Consider the following 17,918-nt stretch of genomic DNA (forward strand, 5'->3'; position numbering starts at 1 on the left):
GGTAGGCGGAAGGGGTCAATGCATTCAGAGGAACGCGCCAGCGGGGTCGTTGAGCATGAGCACGAGCTCGTTGTGGACTCCACTCCGATGGGTGGCGGCGTAGTCGAGGCGTAGCGCTTGCAGGAGCGACGCGACCCTGGTGTCCCTGGCGGTGCCGGCCCTCGGGTCCTCATGGATCGGCGATCCGTGAGCGGCCGGGGCGACGGTGAGCGTGGCGGCCACGAGCAGGCCCGCAGCGGTCAGGCGAGCAGTCATGAAAGATCTCCTTGATCTGGTGCGGCGGCCTCAGTGCCACCACCACCAGAGTTCGCCCCCGCTCCCCTCCCTCGCATCGGGAGAAGTCCCACACTTCACGCCTCTCGCTACCCATGACCTAAGCGGTGATCAGGACGCTCGAGCGCGAACAAAGCCGTGCGATCAAGGTGTAAGCCCAGCACGTGGAAAGAGGGACACATACCGCGATCAGGTGAGTGACGGCGCGTTCCGGGTGCATCCGGACTCCGGTGTCTCCCGCCGATCGTGCTCGAACTCGTAGGCGCACTCGCTACACATGCCGTCACTGTCGTTCCCATGGCCGACGTGCTCAGACCAGGGATGACGGCAGGGGGCAGTCGCCGAGAGCTCGTTTCTGTCGAGACAATTCTCGACGCTGCCGCAGGCGATCGATCGGGCTTCTCAAAGCACGAGCATGCCCGACGCTAGGTCCGGCCCGGATCTGCTGCTGATGCCCAGGTCCAGCAGTTGGTGCGCAACGCGGGAGGGCTGTTCCGACGGTTCCCTTAGATCTCTTAGCCGACATGTGTCGCGAGCATCACGGGCGCTGAGGCGTCCAAGCCTGCGTTCGTACATCTAACTGGCCATCCATCACGGAGCATCCGACCGGCGGTCTGTGGACGCCTGTGGACTCCGATTCCGGCGGGCACGAGAGTCGCACGGCTGGCTCACAGCGCTCGTAATGAATAGGTCATCGGTTCGATTCCGATAAGCGGCTCCATGCACAACCACAGGTCAGGCCCCTTTCTCGCCAGAGTCGGGGGCCTTTCCCCTGCCCGCGACGACCACAGGTCCCCCAGACTGCGCCGGACGAGCTTCGGGCGCACAGGAGACGGGTGTCCGAAGGCGCACCACCGGCGGGATCCCGGCCTGCACGCAGTGCGGTGGCGCCGGTCGGATTGCGGGACGATTTGCGTGGGTATGAGCCGAACGCTGATTCTGTCGACGGGCACGTGTGTGCCGAATGGAGCGTCCAATGAGCGAAGCCGACTTGCCAGCCGTGTCCGCTGAGGAACTCGCCGCCGAAGGAGGGACCGCACTGCCCGACAAGGAGGTGATGTCGCTTCTCGACCTGAATGCTGACCTGAACCTCGCGCTCGACGTCGCGGCTCCGATCGATCTCGGAGTGGCCGCCAACGCCAACGTGGCGGCTCCGATCAACGGAGCCGTCGGTGCCAACATCCTCTCCGTGGGTTCCGCGGACGCCGCCGTTGCCCACCAAGGCGTGAACATCGACCAGGAGCTCTCCGGCTCCGCGGTCGCGCATGCGCCCCAGCACAGCTCGATCGACCAGTCGACCCCCAGTGCCGGGACGACCGACCCCGGCGCTGCCGCCCCGTCGACCACACCGGCACCCGCCCCCAGCACGGCGCCGACGTCGTCCTCGGCGCTCAGCGGCGACCTGCTCAACATCGACGTCAATGCGTCCGCGGACGCCAAGTTGGCGGCCCCGATCGACGGGGCGGTCGCAGCGAACGCGAACGTCGCTGCACCGATCAACGCCTCCGTCTCGGCCAACATCGGTTCAGTGGGCTCCGAGGCGACGTCCATCGCCGATCAGCAGGGCTCCATCACCCAGCACCTCACTGGGACCGCTCAGGCCACGGCCGACCAGACCTCGCAGATCCAGCAGTAGACAGCCCGACTGTGACTCTCACGTCGGCGGACGGCGGGCCTTCCGCGCCGGACACCGCTTCCGACCCTGCGGCACGGCCGTCCGCCGACACCGGCGCCTTGACGGGACCGCCGGCACGGGCCACAGGCATCGAGCTGCTCGGGACCCCGACCGGGTCCGGATATCGCAACCCGCCTTCGCTGGTCCGCCGCGCTGACGGCCAGACGGTGCAGCTCACGCCGCTGCTCTACCTGGTGCTCGGGGCGATCGACGGACGGCGGACCTATGCCCAGGTGGCCGAGGAGGTCAGCACGGCATACGGGCGGCGCCTGGCAGGGCAGGACGTGCATCAGCTCACCGAGTCCCGGCTGCGGCCGCTCGGCCTGGTGCGCGGGGCTGACGGGTCCGAACCGCAGGTGAAGAGGGCGAACCCGCTCCTTGCCCTGCGTTTTCGGTGGGTGGTCTCCGATCCCGCGGTGACCCGCCGGGTGACCGCGCCCTTCGCCGCCCTGTTCGCACCCATCGTGGTCGTGGTCGTCCTCGTCGCCTTCGCGGTCATCTCCGGCTGGGTCCTCTTCACGAAGGGACTCGCCTCGGCCACCCACCAGGCGTTCGACCAGCCGCTGCTGCTGCTCCTCGTCTTCGTCATCACGATCCTCTCCGCCGGCTTCCACGAGTTCGGCCACGCCTCGGCCTGCCGCTACGGCGGCGCGACTCCCGGTGCCATGGGGACCGGCCTGTACCTCGTGTGGCCCGCCTTCTACACCGACGTCACCGACAGCTACCGTCTGGGCCGCGGAGGCCGCCTGCGGGTGGACCTCGGGGGGCTCTACTTCAACGCGCTCACGACCGTGGCGATGTTCGTCGTCTGGTTCGCCACGCGCTGGGATGCCTTGCTGCTCATCCTCGCGGCCCAGCTGCTCCAGATGGTCCGTCAGCTGGCGCCCATGGTCCGCTTCGACGGCTACCACGTCCTCGCCGACGTAACCGGGGTCCCCGACCTCTCCTCGCGCATCGGGCCGACCCTCCGCAGCCTCGTTCCCGGGCGCAAACCCGAAGCGGCGGCGACGGAGCTCAAGCGTTGGGCCAAGGTCGTCGTCACCACCTGGGTGCTCGTCCTCGTGCCCCTGCTGCTCGTGACCCTCGTGCTCATGGTCGTGGCGCTCCCTCGAGTCCTGGGGACAGCCTGGAGCAGCGTGCTCACGCACGCGAACGCTCTTGCGGTCGACTGGGCCGGCGGCGACGTCACCGGCGTCGCGGTCAGGCTGCTCGCGATCCTGGCCGTCTGCCTGCCGGTGGTCGGCTCCCTCATCGTGCTCGCGCGCCTCGTCAAGACGGTCCTCGCCGCCCTCTGGCGCCGAACGGCTGACCACCCCGGCCGGCGCGCCCTGGCCGGTCTGCTGGTGGTCGCCGTCGCGGCCGGCCTCACCTGGGCCTGGTTGCCGGACGCCAACCGCTACCGTCCGGTCCAGCCCTTCGAGAAGGGCACCGTCGTCGACGGACTGCAGACCGCGAGCTTCGCCGGTCGCACCCCTCCGATGTCGGACGGTCAGATCATCGAGGGGCAGCGCTCCGTGTGGGCCTCGACCTCGGCCCCGCCGAGCAAGGACCACCCCCAGCTCGCCCTCGTGCTCGTCCCCAAGACTGGCTCGGGCGGCCGGGCCGACACCGGCCCGACGTGGGTCTTCCCGTTCAACCGCCCCGGTGCTCCCGGTGCCGGTGACAACCAGGCGTTGGCCGTCAACACGACCGACGGGTCAACGCTCTACGACGTCGCCTTCGCACTGGTGTGGGCCGACGGCAGCAGTGTCACGAACAGCAACGAGGCCTATGCCTTCGCCAGCTGCAGCGGGTGCAAGACCGTGGCCGTCGCCTTCCAGGTCGTGCTCATCACCGGTGATGCGCACGTGGCGATACCGCAGAACGTCTCCGGCGCCGTCAACTACTCCTGTGCGCAGTGCGTGACCTATGCGTTGGCGCAGCAGTTCGTCCTCACTCTGCCGGGCGAGCCGACCCCCGCGACCAAGCAGCGCCTCGACGCGCTGTGGCAGCAGATCGCAGCATTCGCGAGCACCATCGAGGCCCTGCCCCTCGACCAGATCCGGGCCAGGCTCCTCGACTACGAGAACCAGGTCCGGGCCCTCGTTGCCAACGAACCGGCCACGTCAACACCCAGCACGGCGCCGACACCATCCACGACTGCGCCGACACCAGCGCCCGGACCGAGTGGCAGCCCCACCACCGGGGCTGGCCCGACGGACACCGCCACTGTGCTGCCGTCACCCTCTGCCACGACGCCGAGAACGACGTACTCGACGACGGCGCCACCGTCGCCCACCGGCAGCACTTCAGAAACGCCCAGCGCCATCCCGTCGACGCCAGCCGCGGACACGACCACCACGCAGTAGAGCGACCCCGCGCAGCCGCGCCTGCGCCCACCCCTCGCCCACCCCTCGATGGATGGGCCTCTGGGCGGAGCCGACCTTCGGCGCGATGGGCGTCGCCCGAGGCCCTCGCGTGCGTGACAGCGAGCATGATCGCCCGCCGTCAGCTCCCGTCTGGACGAACCGGAACGTGCAGCGGGACTTCGGGGAGCCTCTCGTCCGTGGGTGCGACTCGGACGGGACAGGCGAAGGAGCCCGACCCGCGCGCGCAGGTGGGCTCCTTCGAGGCTGGTGCGGATGGGGGGGTGCGTGCCAGCCGTGGGGGTGTTACAGAAGGGACGTTAGTCAATCTCTGCCCCGGTGTAACGGGTTTCGGTGAAATTGTCGGCAATATTTCGCTTCCTGGCCCAAGGTCGAGTTCGCCCGATATCGCCTGATGCGTTCCGGAGCAGACCGGACACCCGGCCTTGCTCCGGTCCCGCCTCGGTGTCGGGTGGACAGTCGGACGCGTCTGGCACAGTGACCCGGTGACGTCCCCCATCCCTGACGACGAGCGCTCGCACCTTGTGCAGGAGACGCTCGAGGTCGCCTCGAGCCTGCTCCGGACGAGGCTGAGGGCCGTGGGCGCGCCCTTCCCCGGAAGCCGGCGCACGCTCGTGGTGCGGGTGACGGACGAGGCCGCGCACACATACGTGGTCAAACGCTACCTGGGCGAGCAGGGGGCCGAGACCTTCGCGCGTGAGGCGTCGGCGCTGGCCGCGCTGGCAGGGCGTGCCCGCACGCCACGCCTCGTCGCCGAGAGCGCCGACCCGCGGCTCGTCGTGATGGGGGACCTCGGCGAGGGCAGCCACCTGGCCGACGCGCTCCTGGCCGCCGATGCCGAGCGTGCTGCAGGCGGGCTGGTCGGCTGGGCGGACGCCGTGGCGGGACTGCACGTTGCCGGTCAGTCGGTGCGAGACGCGTTCGTGGCCGGGGTCGGCTCCCGCTCCGACGAGCCGCTGGTGCTCGACTACCTGCCCGCGCAGCTCGCGGACGCCGTGACAGAGTGGGGGCGGCTGGCCGCGACGCTCGGGCTCGAGGTGGCGTCCGGGGCCTTCGCGGTGCTCGAGTCGGTGCCGCGCCGCTTCCGGGTCGACGCGGCGAGCCTCTCGGCGGCCGACATGTGCCCGGACAACAACCTCGTCACCGACGCCGGCCTCGCTCTGCTCGACTTCGAGTGGGCGCTGTGGCGGCCGATCGCCTGGGACGCCTCCTACCTGCGCGTGCCCTGGCCGACGTGCTGGTGCGCGTGGTCCCTCGATGCGGCGGCAGCGCAGGCGGCCCTCGACCGCTGGCGTGGGTCCGTCGCCCAGACCTGGCCCGAGGTCGCCGGCACGGACTTCGACCACGATCTCGACCTCGCAACAGAGGCCTGGGCTTGGCTGGCCGGCAGCTGGTGCCTCGGTCCGCTCGTCGACGGTGAGCCAGCGCCGACCAACCCCGTGAAGCCGATGCCGCGGATGCCCGACCGGACTCTCCGCTTCCTGCGCACCGCCTCAGCAGGTCGGGCGATCCCCGAGCTCGCCGAGCTCGCCGGGCGCCTCGCCGAGGCTGTCACGACCAGGTATGCCGCCGCGCCCGTTCCCCTGGCACCTGCCTTCGCCGGTGGTGTGGTCCGATGACCGAGTTCACGGTGCGGCGTGCGAGCGCGGCCGACGTCGCGGCGGTGGTCGAGCTGCGCGCGCTGATGTTCTCGGCCATGGGGGTTCCCGGTGTCGACGACCCCGACTGGCGGGCGGCCGCGACCGCGTGGTTCGGGCGCGAGCTCGGTGGGCCGCACGTCCGGGTGGTCGTGGCGGAGACCCCCGACGCTCGGGTCGTTGCCGGCGCGATGGGTGCGCTGCGCTTCGAGACGCCGTCGCCGGTGAACCCCAACGGCATCTGGGGTCTGGTCAACAGCGTCGCGACCCAGCCGGAGGCGCGACGGCAGGGTCTGGCCCGGGCCTGTGTCGTCGGGGTGCTGGACTGGATGCGTGACGAGACTGCGGCGAGCGTCGTCGAGCTCTTCGCGACGGGTGAAGGCGCCGGCCTCTACGAGGAGCTCGGCTTCACGCGTACGGCCTGGCCCGCGATGCGCCTCCGCCTCCCCCGCTGACCCGAACGCGCGCCAACTCAGCCCGGGCGAGACTCCCGCGCCGACGGTTTGGGGGCCGTGGCGCCGGAACTGGCGTGGTGGTGGGCCGCTGGCCGACGGTTCGGGGGCCGTGGCGCCGGTTGGGTCGAGCGGTCAGTCGACGGCGGCCGGGGGAGCGGTGCGCTCGGCAGTGGCTGCGGTGAGGATGGGTGCGCAGGACCACGACAGGATGACGGCCGCCGCCCCGGCGACGACGGTGACGGCATACGCCGGGGTGTGACCGCGGGGTGTGACCGCCCCAGTCGGCGAGCCGTCCTGCCGCAGCTGCCCCGATGGCATAGCCCAGGCCCGTGGCGGCGGCCAGCGCCGTCATGGCTGCGCCGGTGCGTGACGCGGGCGTGACGCGCTCGCCGAGGGTGAACGTCGTGATCATGTAGGGCGCGACCGTGCAGCCGAGCACGAGGAGCACTGGAACCAGCGCGGGCAGGGAGCCGACGAGCAGCAGCGGCGCCGACAGCACGAGCAGGCCCACGGCGAACCAGCGGAGGCGAGTCGGCAGGGCGAAGCGCTCCGGCAGGCCCGCCACGGCAAGGCCGGCGAGCACGCTGCCGACCCCGAGCAGGGCGTGGAAGTAGCCGGTCGCTCCGGCGCTGCCGGCCGCCGTGGCGAGGACCGACGTGCCCGTCTGCACGGAGCCGAAGACGGTGCCGACGAGAACCTGCGCGAGGCACAGCACGACGAGCGCCGGTGTCATGAGTCTGCCGACGGCGGCAGCGTCCCCCGACGTCGCGGCGTGCGTGACGGTTGCGGTCTCGTGCAGGGCGAACCAGGTGCCGAAGACCCCCAGGCCGAGCGCCGCGAGCGCCAGTGCGGCCGTGGGGCTCGCGATGGAGACGCCGAGGCCGACGAGAGCCGGGCCGAGCACGAACGATGCCTCGTCGGCGGCCCCCTCGTAGGAGAAGGCCGCGTCGACGAGGCGGTGCTGGCGCGAACCCGTCTCGGCCGTGATCGGACGCCAGCGGACGCGGGCGAGCGGGCCGATCTGCGGGAGCAGCAGACCGGTGGCGGCGCTCGCGACGGCGGCTGCGCCCCAAGGGAACCCGGCGTTGACGACGAGGAGGCTGGCGACGAGCCCGGCCGCCCCGGCGAGCGACTGGACCGCGACGACCCGACGCTGGCCGAGCCGGTCGGCGCGGGCTCCCCAGAACGGGGCGCCGGCCGCGTTGGCGACGGCGAGCGCGCCCGCGCAGAAGCCGCCGGCGCCGTAGCTGCCGGTGGCGGCGGACACGAGCAGGAGGGTGCCGAGCTGGCTCATCGCGAGCGGCATACGGGCGAGGAAGGCGACGACGATGTACGTGCGGCCGGTCAGGCCGAAGAGGTGACGGTACGAGTCGATGGGGGACACGGGGCGGCTCCGGATCTGGTCGCGGGGTGCGCGACGACGAGTGCGTGACTACCCGCCCATCAGGTCACGCCGGATCCCTGTGCAGGTCCCAGTGTACGGCGTGGCCCCGGCCGCCCCGTCCAGCGTCAGTCGGGCACGTGGTGCGCCTGTCGCACCGAGGGTGAGACCCGGTAGACGCCCTCGACGAGCGCCGCGCCGACGAGCCCGATGGCCAGCGACTGCCACACGAGCGCCGACGGCGCGTCGAGGTTGAAGAACTGCGCGGCGGGCGGCACGACGAACGCCACCACGGCGAGCCCCACCATGGCGGCGACGAGCGCTGCCTTCCAGACCAGGAACGGGCGGGCGAGCACCACCAGGATCCAGAAGAAGACGGTCAGCAGCGTGATCGTGGCTCCGCTGCCGGGCTGCCAGCAGGCGACGTCGGCCACGGTCCGGCCGCCCTCCTCGACCGCGCACCGGGCCGTGAACTGGTCTCGCGGCACGCCGTAGCCGCTGCCGGCGAGCAGGTAGGACGCGATCACGGCCAGCCCGGCCACGGCCCCGGACGGCACGGCGAACCGGAGGATCCGCCCGAGGAAGCCCGGCAGGTAACGGCGCCGGTTGGGTCCCAGGGCGAGGAAGAAGGCGGGGATCCCGATCGTCACCGCGGAGACCAGCGTCAGGTGCCGCGGCAGGAACGGGAACGGCAGCGAGGCGAGCGCGGCGGCGAGGATCGCGACGAGGCTCATCGCGTTCTTGGCGACGAAGAGGTTGGCGACCCGCTCGACGTTGCCGATGACCCGCCTCCCCTCGGCGAGGACGTCCGGCAGGTGCGAGAACTTCCCGTCGAGCAGGACCAGCTCGGCCACGGCCTTGGTCGCCTGCGCGCCGTTGCCCATGGCGACCCCGATGTCGGCGTCCTTGAGGGCGAGCGCGTCGTTGACCCCGTCGCCGGTCATCGCGACGACGTGCCCGTCGGCCTGGAGGGCGTGCACGAACGCCCGCTTCTGCTCGGGCGTGACGCGGCCGAAGACCGTCCCGCGGGCGAGCACCTCGCGCAGCACGTCGACGTCGTCGGGGAGCGTTCGCGCGTCGACCGGCTCGCCGGCCTCGAGCCCGACCTCGCGGGCGACGGCGGCCACGGTCACCGGGTTGTCACCCGAGATGACCTTGATCGCGACGTCCTGATCGGCGAAGTAGGCGAGCGTCTCGCGGGCGTCGGGTCGCACCTGCTCGGTGAGGGTGACGAGGGCGGCCGGGGTGATGTCGGGCGGCAGCGTCGGGTCGGTGAGGTCGACGTCGCTGCGGGCCAGGAGCACGACGCGCCGACCGGTTGCGGCGAGCTCGGCGACCCGCGAGCGGATGGCCTCGATCACCTCCGGCGGGCTGGGCTGCGGGTCGGCCGCGAGCAGCACCTCGGGGGCGCCGAGCACCCACGTCGCGTGCGCAGTGAAGCAGGCTGCACTCCACTTGCGGGCCGAGTTGAACGAGATGGTGCGGGTGCGCTCCCAACCGGGTGAGGCGAGCACCGCGGCAACCGCGGTCAGCGTGCCGTTGGCATTCGGGTCGTCGGCGAGCGCGCCCAGCGCACCACGGATCTCGTCGACGTCCTGCCCGGCGAGGGGTTCGGCGCCGTCGTACGCGATCTCGCCGGCAGTGAGCGTTCCGGTCTTGTCGAGGCAGACGACGTCGACGCGGGCCAAGCCCTCGACGGCGGGCAGCTGCTGCACGAGCACGTTGCGGCGGGTCAGCTGCACGGCGGACAGGAGGAACGCCACCGAGGTGAGCAGGACGAGACCCTCGGGCACGAGTCCGACCACGCCCGCGGCGGAGCGGATGACGACCTGCTGCCAGCCGTGGTCGCCGACGGTGCGCCACTGCGACCAGATCGCGATCGGCAGGGCGGCCGCGATGACCCACGTGATGTAGCGCAGGAGCGTGTTGATCGACTCCTGGATCTCCGAGCGGGTGCGGGTGAACCGACGCGCGTCGGCGGCGATCCGGTTGACGTACGCGTCGGCGCCGACGTGGCGTGCGTGGTAGCGCCCGGACCCGGCGACGACGCTCGTTCCCGACATGATCTCGTCACCCTCGTCGTGCGCCACGGGGTCGGACTCCCCGGTGAGGTTGGCCTCGTTGAGCTCGAGCCCGGCGCTCGTGACCAGCGGCCCGTCGGCGGGCACCTCGTCTCCCGTGCGCAGCTCGATGAGGTCGTCCTGCACGACCGCCGTGGTGGGCACGACGCGCACCTCGCCGTCGCGCACCACGCGGGTCGTGGGGGCGTTGAGCAGTGCGAGCCGGTCGAGCTTGCGCTTGGCGAGGTACTCCTGGGTGATGCCGATCGCCGAGTTGACGACGAGCACGAGACCGAAGAGCCCGTCGGCCCACGACCCCGTCACCATGATGAGGACGAAGAGCGCCCCGAGGATCGCGTTGAACCGGGTCAGCACGTTGGCGCGGACGATCTCGCCGACCGAGCGGGACGTGCGTTCCGAGAGCCGGTTCACTGCCCCGAGAGCGATGCGCTGCTCGACCTCGTCGGAGGTCAGACCGGACGCCCGTGTCAGAGCGGTGTCCTCGGCGGTGGTCACCCACCCATTGTCGTATGCCGCCGGGCGGCCCGCGCCGCGTTCGTGCCGCGAGCGCGCGTCGGGCCTTCGGTGTGCCTCGAGTGATCATCCGTCTGGCGTCCGCTCGCTGTCCGCTCAGTGCCCGAAAGGGCACGGCGCCAAGGGAGTCGGCGGGACGGCATACGCCCGCGGGTGACGAGGCGGCGAACCCGGACCTTTGTTACTGATCGGTCTGCGGACGTGTGCCGGGGCGTTTCTCGGATCGTGGGACGATTGCTCCGTGACTGAGTCGATCCAACGTGCCCGCGCCACCACTGCCTCCTACTCGATCACGATGCGAATCCACACCGGCACCGACCCGGCCGTCATCGGCACGTTGGCGACCAAGGTGGCGGAGGTCGGCGGCATCACGACCGCCCTCGACATCGTCGACTCGCACCCCGACCGGCTCGTCATCGACCTCACCTGCTCCGCCAGCAACGCCGAGCACTCGACCGAGATCGTCGACGCCGTCGAGACGCTCGAGGGCGTGCGAGTGCACAAGGTGTCCGACCGCGTGTTCCTGCTCCACCTGGGCGGCAAGATCTCCGTGGAGTCCAAGGTCAACCTGCGCAACCGCCAGGACCTCGCGATGGCCTACACGCCCGGTGTCGGCCGCGTGAGCCAGGCCCTGTTCGAGCACCCCGAGGACGTCCCGCGGCTCACCATCAAGGGCAACTCGGTGGCGGTCGTCACCGACGGCACGGCCGTGCTCGGGCTCGGCAACATCGGGCCGATGGCGGCGCTGCCCGTCATGGAGGGCAAGGCCGCCCTCTTCAAGCGCTTCGCCGACATCGACGCGTGGCCCATCTGCATCGACACCACCGACGTCGACGAGATCGTGCGCACCGTCGAGCTCATCGCCCCCGGCTTCGGCGGCATCAACCTCGAGGACATCGCCGCGCCCCGGTGCTTCGAGATCGAGGCCAAGCTGCGCGAGCGGCTCTCGATCCCGGTCTTCCACGACGACCAGCACGGCACCGCCATCGTCGTGCTCGCGGCGCTGAAGAACGCGCTGCGCATCATCGACAAGAAGCTGCCCGACGCGCGCATCATCGTGTCGGGCGGCGGCGCGGCCGGCTCGGCCATCGTCCAGCTGCTCCTCGCCGCCGGGGCCACCGACGTCACCGTGAGCGACCGGCCGGGCCTGCTCAACAAGGCCGACGACTCGCTGACACCGGCGTGGCGCGAGCTCGCCGAGAAGACCAACCCGCGCGGCCTCACCGGCACGCTGCGTGACGGCCTCCAGGGCGCCGACGTCTTCATCGGGGTCAGCGCGCCGCGCATCCTGCAGCCCGACTGGATCGACGAGATGGCCGACAAGCGCATCGTCTTCGCGCTCGCCAACCCCGACCCCGAGGTCGACATCCACGAGGCGACGCAGCGGGCGACCGTCGTCGCGTCGGGCCGCAGCGACTACCCGAACCAGATCAACAACGTGCTCGCGTTCCCCGGTGTCTTCCGCGGCCTGCTGGACGCCCGCGCGTCCGACGTGACGACCGAGATGCTCATCAAGGCCGCCGACGCCATCGCGTCCGTCGTCACCGACGAGCAGCTCAACCCGAACTACATCATCCCCAGCGTCTTCCAGCCCGACATGAGCAAGACCGTCGCGAAGGCGATCGTCGACTGCGTGCCCAAGGCGCCCGCCAAGAACATCCCGATGACCGGGGCCAACTGAGGGACGACCTGACCGGATGACGAGCTCCACCCACCCCGGACAACGCTTCCCTCTCGACGGTCGCCGCGCCTGGGCGGTCTGGGCGGCGGCGATCGCCGTCTACGTCCTCGCCGTCTTCCACCGCACCTCGCTCGGGGTCGCCGGCCTCCAGGCCGCCGAGCGCTTCGGCATCAGCAGCTCGCAGCTGTCGACCTTCACCATCGTGCAGGTCTTCGTCTACGCCGCGATGCAGCTGCCCGTCGGGGCCCTGCTCGACCGCTACGGGTCGAAGAAGCTGCTCGGCATCGGCCTTGTCCTGCTCACGGCGGCCCAGCTCGGCTTCGCGTTCGTCCACTCGTTCGAGGCGGCGCTGGTGTGCCGCGTGCTGCTCGGCATCGGCGACGCCATGGTGTTCATCTCGGTGCTGCGCCTCGTCGCCCTGTGGTTCTCGGCGCGGCGCACGCCGATGGTCACCCAGCTGACCGGAGTGCTCGGGCAGCTCGGGGCGTTCGCCTCCGCGGGCCCACTGGCCGCGGCGCTCAACCGCTTCGGGTGGACGCCGTCGTATGCCGTCGCCGCCTCCTTCGGCGTCGTGACCGGCATCGGGCTCGTGATCCTGGTCAAGGACAGCCCGTATGCCGACCGGCGACGCGACGAGCTGCGGCTCAGGGCGGTGGCCCGCACGCTGCGGTCGGCCTGGCTGGTGCCCGGCACTCGGCTCGGGCTCTGGTCGCACTTCACGTCGCAGTTCGCCGCGAACATGTTCACGATGCTCTGGGGCTTCCCGTTCCTCGTCGCGGGGCAGGGGCTCTCGCCCGCCACGGCCAGCATCATGCTCATGGTGATGGTCGTGACGACCGTCGTCTCGAGCCCGGTCATCGGCACGCTGACCATGCGCTACCCGTTCTCGCGCAGCACCCTCGTGCTGTGGATCGTCGCGGCGGCGATCCTCGCCTGGACCGTCGTGCTGCTCTGGCCGGGGCGGGCGCCGTTGTGGCTGCTCGTCGCGCTCGTGGTGCTCATCGCCGTGGGTGGTCCGGGGTCGATGATCGGCTTCGACGTGGCGCGCACCTTCAACCCGCCGACCCGCATCGGCAGCGCGTCGGGCATCGTCAACACGGGCGGCTTCATCGCGACGCTGACCGCGGTGGCGCTCGTCGGTGTCGTGCTCGACCGCGTGGCCCCTGCTGGACCCTCGACGTGGGGCGTCGACTCGTTCCGGGTCGCGATGACGGTGCAGTACCCCGTGTGGGCCCTCGGCATCGTGCAGATCCTGCGCTACCGGCGCAAGGCCCGGCAGGCCGCGCTCGAGGCCGACCCCGAGGCGTATGCCGCCATGCAGGCCGGCCGCTCCGTCACCTTCCACTGACGCTCACCGCCCAGCCCCACCCCCCACGCCCCACCCCACCCCCACGCCCCACCCTTCAACCCCCTCAACCCTCGAGTGGCCAAAGTTTGCGGCCGCCCGCTCGTCGAGAGGCCACAGACTGCGGCCCCGCCGACGTCGAGAGGCCACAGTTTGCTGCCCGGCGCACGTCCAGAGGCCACTCGAGGGCCCCTCGGAGATAGCGTGCCGAGGGAGGAGGCGCGATGGCGACGTGGGCCGAGGTGGACGAGATGGCAGGGCGGCTGCCCGGGGCTGAGCTCGGGGTCGCCCACGAGGGGTCGCCCGCCTGGTATGCCGGACGGCATACGTTCGTCCGTCTGCGCTGGGACGACGACGAGCGCGAGCTCGTCCAGGTCTGGACGGGGGAGATGGACACGGAGAAGGCGCTCGCGGGGCGTCGCGACACGTTCGTCCGCATCGACACGTTCCGCTACCGGGTGAGCCTGTGGGCCCGTCTCGACCGGCTGGACCGGCGCGAGCTCGCCGAGCTCCTCCTCGACTCCTACGACATCCGCGGAGGCCGGCGCCGACGCGGCGACACCGACCTCGAGGCCCTCATCAGCTGAGCCCTGACGCGCGAACGCGGCGTTCGATGCCGAACTCGCTGATACAACCGTGAGTTCGACACCGAACGACGCGTTCGGTTCGAGGGGTCAGGCGTCGCCGACGGTGAGGGCCTCGGCCTCTGCCTGCGAGGCGACGGGCTCGGCGCCGTGGCCGGGAGCCTCGTCGAGCGCCCCGATGATGCGGCGCGCGGTCGACAGCACGACGACGGCCAGCAGGACGGCGACCGAGCCGACCCAGAACGGGAGGTGGATCGACTTCTCGCCAAGGTTCCCGGCAAGCCAAGGGGCGATGGCGCCACCGCTGAAGCGGACGAAGCTGTAGGCCGCCGACGCGACGCCGCGCTCGACCGGCGCGACCTTCATGACCGTCTCGGTGATGAGCGTGTTGTTCACGCCGAGGAAGGCGCCGGCGAGGATGACGCCGATGACGAGCACAGTCTTGTTCTCGGTCCAGACGGCCATCGCGGCGAGGATCACCGCGAAGCCGAGCAGGGCCCCGACGATGCCGGCCATCGTGCCGAACCGTCGTTGCACCATCGGCGCGACGAACACCGAGGTGATGGCGAGCAGCAGGCCCCAGCCGAAGAAGATGAAGCCGATCTCGTGGGCGCCCATCGCGAGCGGGAAGGGCGTGAACGCCAGCAGCGTGAAGAAGCCGAAGTTGTAGAGCAGCGCGGTGATGCCGACGGTGAGCAGGCCCCGGTGGCCGAGCGCCTTCAGCGGCGCGGTGATCGAGGTCGGGCGCGCGGCGGCCGGGGTGGCCGGCAGCGTCGTCACGGTCGCGATGAAGGCGACGGCCATGAGGACGGCGACGCCGTAGAACGGCCAGCGCCACGAGATGCCGCCGAGCCAGCCGCCGAGCAGCGGGCCGGTCGCGATGCCGACACCCAGAGCGGCCTCGTAGAGGATGATCGCCTGCTTCACCGAGCCGGATGCCGCGTTGACGATCGTCGCGAGGGCGGTCGCGATGAAGAGCGCGTTGCCGAGACCCCAGAGGGCGCGGAAGGCGACGATGCCGCCGACGGTGTCCTGGCTGCCGGCCAGGGCCGAGCCGACGATGATCAGGGCGAGGCCGATCAGCAGGGTGCGCTTGGCGCCGACCCGGCTGCTCACCCAGCCGGTGCCGAGCATCGCGACGCCCATGACGGCGAGGTAGCTGGTGAAGAGCAGGCTCACCTGGGAGGGGCCCGCGCCGAGCTCGTCGGCGATCGGCTTGAGGATGGGGTCGACGAGGCCGATGCCCATGAAGGAGATCACGCAGGCGAAGGCGATCGACCAGACGGTCTTGGGTTGGCGCCACATGGTGTGGTCATCCGTCCTTTCGGGTGGGGTGGGGGTCAGGGGTGTCCGAGGCCGCGGCCAGCAGCTCGTCCATGACGTCGATGGCGACCTGGACGCGAGCGAGCGCCGGGCCGTCGAGGCGGTCGAGGGCGGGGGACAGGACGGCCAGCCGGGCCTGACGCACGCTCTCGAGCGCGGCCCTGCCCTCGTCGCTGAGGGAGACCACGGTGGCTCGGGCGTCGTCGGGGTCGGACGCACGGTGCACCCAGCCCGACGCCTCGAGGCGCTGCAGCTGGGTGGTGATCGTCGGCTGGCTGCTGTGATCGGCGGCGGCGAGGGCGCTGACGCGGGAGGGTCCGAGCTCGTCGAGAAGAGCGAGCAGGCGGGCCTGCGCGAAGGGGACGTCGAACGACGCGTGACGGCTGGCCCAGCGCGAGAGTCGCGCGGCCGAACGCAGCAGGTCGTTGCCCAGGGTGGTCGGAACGGTCACCCGCCCCAATTTACATAGGGAACCTATGCATATCAAGTCGCGCGCGTGACTGAGACCCAGACGGATCGCTTTCTCGATGGGCTTTCAGGGACTCATCGAGAAAGCGATCCGTCCGATGTCGCGAGCGGGTCAGGTCAGTTGCGGGAGCACTCCGTCGGCGATGTCGGCGATGTCGGCGAGGTGGTCGAGGTCAGCGAGGTCGAGCACCTGCAGGTAGACCCGCTCGGCACCGGCCTCGGCGAAGGCCCCCAGCCGGTCGACGACCTCGTCGGCGGAGCCGGCCAGGCCGTTGGCGCGCAGCTCGTCGAGGTCGCGGCCGATCGCGTCGGCGCGGCGGCGCAGCGTCGCAGCGTCGCATCGTCCTTGCCGAGGCAGACGACCTGCGCGGCCGAGTAGGTCAGCGACGCCGGGTCGCGGCCGGCGTCGCGGGCCGCGCCACGCACCCGCTCGAAAAGCCAACCCGCCTTCTCGGCCGGCGTGAACGGGGCGTTGAACTCGGCGGCATACCTGATCGCGAGCGCAGGGGTTCGGCGCGCGCCGCCTCCCCCGATGATGATCGGCACTCCGTCCGCCTGGGTTGGCTTGGCGAGGGCAGGCGAGTCGGTGATCGGGTAGTGGGCGCCCTTGTGGCTGAACGTTTTTCCCGGCGGAGTGCTCCACAGTCCCGTGATCACGGCCAGCTGCTCCTCGAGGCGGTCGAAGCGCTCGCCGAGCGTCGGGAAGGGGATTCCGTATGCCGTGTGCTCGGCCTCGAACCAGCCGGCGCCGAGTCCCAGCTCGACCCGTCCGCCGCTCACCTGGTCGACGCCGGCAACCTGCACAGCGAGCGGTCCGGGCAGGCGGAAGGTGGCCGACGTGACGAGGGTGCCGAGGCGGATCGTCGAGGTGTCACGGGCCAGACCGGCCAGCGTGGTCCACGCGTCGGTGGGGCCCGGGGCCGCCGTCGCCGCCCATGTGCAGGTAGTGGTCCGAGCGGAAGAAGCCGCTGAAGCCGAGGTCCTCGGCGGCGCGCGCCACGGCGAGCAGGTCGTCGTAGGTGGCGCCCTGCTGGGGCTCGGTGAAGATGCGGAGGTCGAGGGTCATGACCCTGCAACCACGGGTCAGGCGCGGACAATCCCGTCGACGACGACCTCGAGCATCGGGCGCACCTCGATCGCGGCGCGGCTCGTGTCGGCGACGCTGGCCACGCCGCTGACGAGGCGCATGACGTTGGCCGGGTCGACGTTGGTGCGCAGTTCACCGCGCTGGTCGAGGTGCTCGATGACACGGCGGTTGGCCTCGCCCATGACACGGCACTTGCGGTACATCGGCGAGGCGGGGTCGTCCATCGCCGCACAGATCTTGGTCGCGGCACCGCGGTGGAGCGTGATGTGGTCGATGAAGTGCTCGAACCAGTCGAGCAGCATCTGGGTGGCGGGCGCGCCGGTGGCGATCGCCGCGTCGGCGTCGGAGGCCACCCGGTCGGTCCAGTCCTGCATCAGCGCGTCGACGAGCGCCTCACGGGTCGGGAAGTGCCGGTAGAGGGTGCCCGGACCCACGCAGGCGCGCTTGGCGATCTCGTCGAGGGAGGCGTCGGTGCCCCGCTCGGTGAAGACGATGCGGGCCGTCGCGAGGATCTTGTCGTAGTTGCGACGGGCGTCGGCACGCATCGGCCGAGCAGATTTCTGAGGAGTTTCCGAGGTGTCCGCTGCTGCCGGATTCGCTTGTGTGGCAACGGATCCCGGCGACGAATCGAGCGTCGCCTCGCCGGTGTCGGCAGGCGTCACGGGAAAACTCCCTTGCTAAAACGGAGAGTGTCTCCGTATTGTGGGTCAGGCAGAACCGGAGTGGTTCTCCGCTAATCGTAGCGCCGACCGTCGTCAAAGAGGAGTCGAGCACCCATGACAACCACCATCCGCCCCACCCGACAGGCCGTGCGCATGCACATGTCGCACCTCGCGACCACCCATCGCGCACCGCTCGTCAGCCGAAACCACAGCGCCGCCGGCAACCCCAGCGCCGCCCGCACCCCCGGCGCCGCCCGCGCCCGCGCCACGGCGTTCACGCCGATGGCCCCGGAGGGTGGCGCGCACGAGAAGCCGCGGCACGAGATCCACACCCAGCTCCAGACCCAGATCCAGACCCGGATCCAGCCCAACCTCCAGGAATCCTGA

14 protein-coding genes and 1 pseudogene are annotated in these 17,918 nt (G+C 71.0%); 8 read left to right on the top strand and 7 right to left on the bottom strand.

The genetic code is table 11. The annotated features are described in order from the left end of the window. Nucleotides 1-24 precede the first annotated feature (24 nt). Entirely contained in the window at nucleotides 25-255 is a 231-nt protein-coding gene (locus AC1DE0_RS16840; protein ID WP_478102684.1) for a hypothetical protein, read from the bottom strand. Nucleotides 256-1,249: 994 nt separating this feature from the next. Between AC1DE0_RS16840 and AC1DE0_RS16845 the strand changes: the two genes are divergently transcribed. The 4 genes from AC1DE0_RS16845 to AC1DE0_RS16860 all read left to right on the top strand — a co-directional run bounded on the left by AC1DE0_RS16845 (nucleotide 1,250) and on the right by AC1DE0_RS16860 (nucleotide 6,406). Continuing rightward, on the top strand, nucleotides 1,250-1,909 hold the full coding sequence (locus AC1DE0_RS16845) for a peptidoglycan-binding protein (protein WP_478102686.1): 660 nt from the start codon (nucleotides 1,250-1,252) through the stop codon (nucleotides 1,907-1,909). A 98-nt stretch (nucleotides 1,910-2,007) separates the two neighbouring features. Next, entirely contained in the window at nucleotides 2,008-4,296 is a 2,289-nt protein-coding gene (locus AC1DE0_RS16850; RefSeq protein WP_478102688.1) for a hypothetical protein, read from the top strand. A 503-nt stretch (nucleotides 4,297-4,799) separates the two neighbouring features. After that, nucleotides 4,800-5,933: a hypothetical protein gene (locus AC1DE0_RS16855; RefSeq protein ID WP_478102690.1), complete on the top strand. Its 1,134-nt coding sequence runs from the start codon at nucleotides 4,800-4,802 to the stop codon at nucleotides 5,931-5,933. Continuing rightward, a complete protein-coding gene (locus AC1DE0_RS16860) occupies nucleotides 5,930-6,406 on the top strand; it encodes a GNAT family N-acetyltransferase (protein ID WP_478102693.1) in 477 nt (158 codons plus the stop codon). Before AC1DE0_RS16855 ends, AC1DE0_RS16860 begins: the two co-directional genes overlap by 4 nt. On the opposite strand, the gene AC1DE0_RS16865 is transcribed toward AC1DE0_RS16860, so the two are convergent. Together AC1DE0_RS16865 and AC1DE0_RS16870 are read right to left on the bottom strand one after the other, a co-directional pair. Continuing rightward, on the bottom strand, nucleotides 6,360-7,790 hold the full coding sequence (locus tag AC1DE0_RS16865; protein ID WP_478102697.1) for an MFS transporter: 1,431 nt from the start codon (nucleotides 7,788-7,790) through the stop codon (nucleotides 6,360-6,362). The genes AC1DE0_RS16860 and AC1DE0_RS16865 overlap by 47 nt on opposite strands. 125 nt (nucleotides 7,791-7,915) lie before the next feature. Beyond that, entirely contained in the window at nucleotides 7,916-10,363 is a 2,448-nt protein-coding gene (locus AC1DE0_RS16870) for an HAD-IC family P-type ATPase (RefSeq protein ID WP_478102699.1), read from the bottom strand. Nucleotides 10,364-10,622: 259 nt separating this feature from the next. Here AC1DE0_RS16870 and AC1DE0_RS16875 point away from each other — a divergent pair, with 259 nt between their 5' ends. From AC1DE0_RS16875 to AC1DE0_RS16885, 3 genes are all read left to right on the top strand, one after another. After that, entirely contained in the window at nucleotides 10,623-12,062 is a 1,440-nt protein-coding gene (locus AC1DE0_RS16875; RefSeq protein WP_478102701.1) for an NAD-dependent malic enzyme, read from the top strand. A gap of 16 nt (nucleotides 12,063-12,078) precedes the next feature. Beyond that, nucleotides 12,079-13,410, top strand: a complete 1,332-nt coding sequence (locus AC1DE0_RS16880) for an MFS transporter (protein WP_478102703.1) — start codon at nucleotides 12,079-12,081, stop codon at nucleotides 13,408-13,410. A 221-nt stretch (nucleotides 13,411-13,631) separates the two neighbouring features. After that, nucleotides 13,632-13,994: an MmcQ/YjbR family DNA-binding protein gene (locus AC1DE0_RS16885; protein ID WP_478102706.1), complete on the top strand. Its 363-nt coding sequence runs from the start codon at nucleotides 13,632-13,634 to the stop codon at nucleotides 13,992-13,994. Nucleotides 13,995-14,081: 87 nt separating this feature from the next. Here AC1DE0_RS16885 and AC1DE0_RS16890 read toward each other — a convergent pair whose 3' ends face one another. The 4 genes and pseudogenes from AC1DE0_RS16890 to AC1DE0_RS16905 all read right to left on the bottom strand — a co-directional run bounded on the left by AC1DE0_RS16890 (nucleotide 14,082) and on the right by AC1DE0_RS16905 (nucleotide 17,414). After that, nucleotides 14,082-15,296 carry an MFS transporter gene (locus tag AC1DE0_RS16890; protein WP_478102708.1) on the bottom strand — a complete coding sequence of 405 codons (1,215 nt, stop codon included), beginning with the start codon at nucleotides 15,294-15,296 and terminating at the stop codon, nucleotides 14,082-14,084. A 7-nt stretch (nucleotides 15,297-15,303) separates the two neighbouring features. Continuing rightward, on the bottom strand, nucleotides 15,304-15,765 hold the full coding sequence (locus AC1DE0_RS16895; protein ID WP_478102710.1) for a MarR family winged helix-turn-helix transcriptional regulator: 462 nt from the start codon (nucleotides 15,763-15,765) through the stop codon (nucleotides 15,304-15,306). 129 nt (nucleotides 15,766-15,894) lie between these two features. Then, nucleotides 15,895-16,848 (bottom strand): annotated as a pseudogene (locus tag AC1DE0_RS16900) (LLM class F420-dependent oxidoreductase). A 17-nt stretch (nucleotides 16,849-16,865) separates the two neighbouring features. Then, entirely contained in the window at nucleotides 16,866-17,414 is a 549-nt protein-coding gene (locus tag AC1DE0_RS16905) for a TetR/AcrR family transcriptional regulator (RefSeq protein WP_478102712.1), read from the bottom strand. A gap of 231 nt (nucleotides 17,415-17,645) precedes the next feature. Between AC1DE0_RS16905 and AC1DE0_RS16910 the strand changes: the two genes are divergently transcribed. Further along, on the top strand, nucleotides 17,646-17,918 hold the full coding sequence (locus tag AC1DE0_RS16910) for a hypothetical protein (RefSeq protein ID WP_478102714.1): 273 nt from the start codon (nucleotides 17,646-17,648) through the stop codon (nucleotides 17,916-17,918).

Source organism: Terrabacter sp. 05T424 (assembly GCF_056396225.1).

Excerpts from the sequence above, each read along its gene's own strand:
- AC1DE0_RS16840 (WP_478102684.1), bottom strand. The coding sequence starts at position 255 with ATGACTGCTCGCCTGACCGCTGCGGGCCTGCTCGTGGCCGCCACGCTC.
- AC1DE0_RS16845 (WP_478102686.1), top strand. The coding sequence starts at position 1,250 with ATGAGCGAAGCCGACTTGCCAGCCGTGTCCGCTGAGGAACTCGCCGCC.
- AC1DE0_RS16860 (WP_478102693.1), top strand. The coding sequence starts at position 5,930 with ATGACCGAGTTCACGGTGCGGCGTGCGAGCGCGGCCGACGTCGCGGCG.
- AC1DE0_RS16880 (WP_478102703.1), top strand. The coding sequence starts at position 12,079 with ATGACGAGCTCCACCCACCCCGGACAACGCTTCCCTCTCGACGGTCGC.
- AC1DE0_RS16885 (WP_478102706.1), top strand. The coding sequence starts at position 13,632 with ATGGCGACGTGGGCCGAGGTGGACGAGATGGCAGGGCGGCTGCCCGGG.
- AC1DE0_RS16890 (WP_478102708.1), bottom strand. The coding sequence starts at position 15,296 with ATGTGGCGCCAACCCAAGACCGTCTGGTCGATCGCCTTCGCCTGCGTG.
- AC1DE0_RS16905 (WP_478102712.1), bottom strand. The coding sequence starts at position 17,414 with ATGCGTGCCGACGCCCGTCGCAACTACGACAAGATCCTCGCGACGGCC.
- AC1DE0_RS16910 (WP_478102714.1), top strand. The coding sequence starts at position 17,646 with ATGACAACCACCATCCGCCCCACCCGACAGGCCGTGCGCATGCACATG.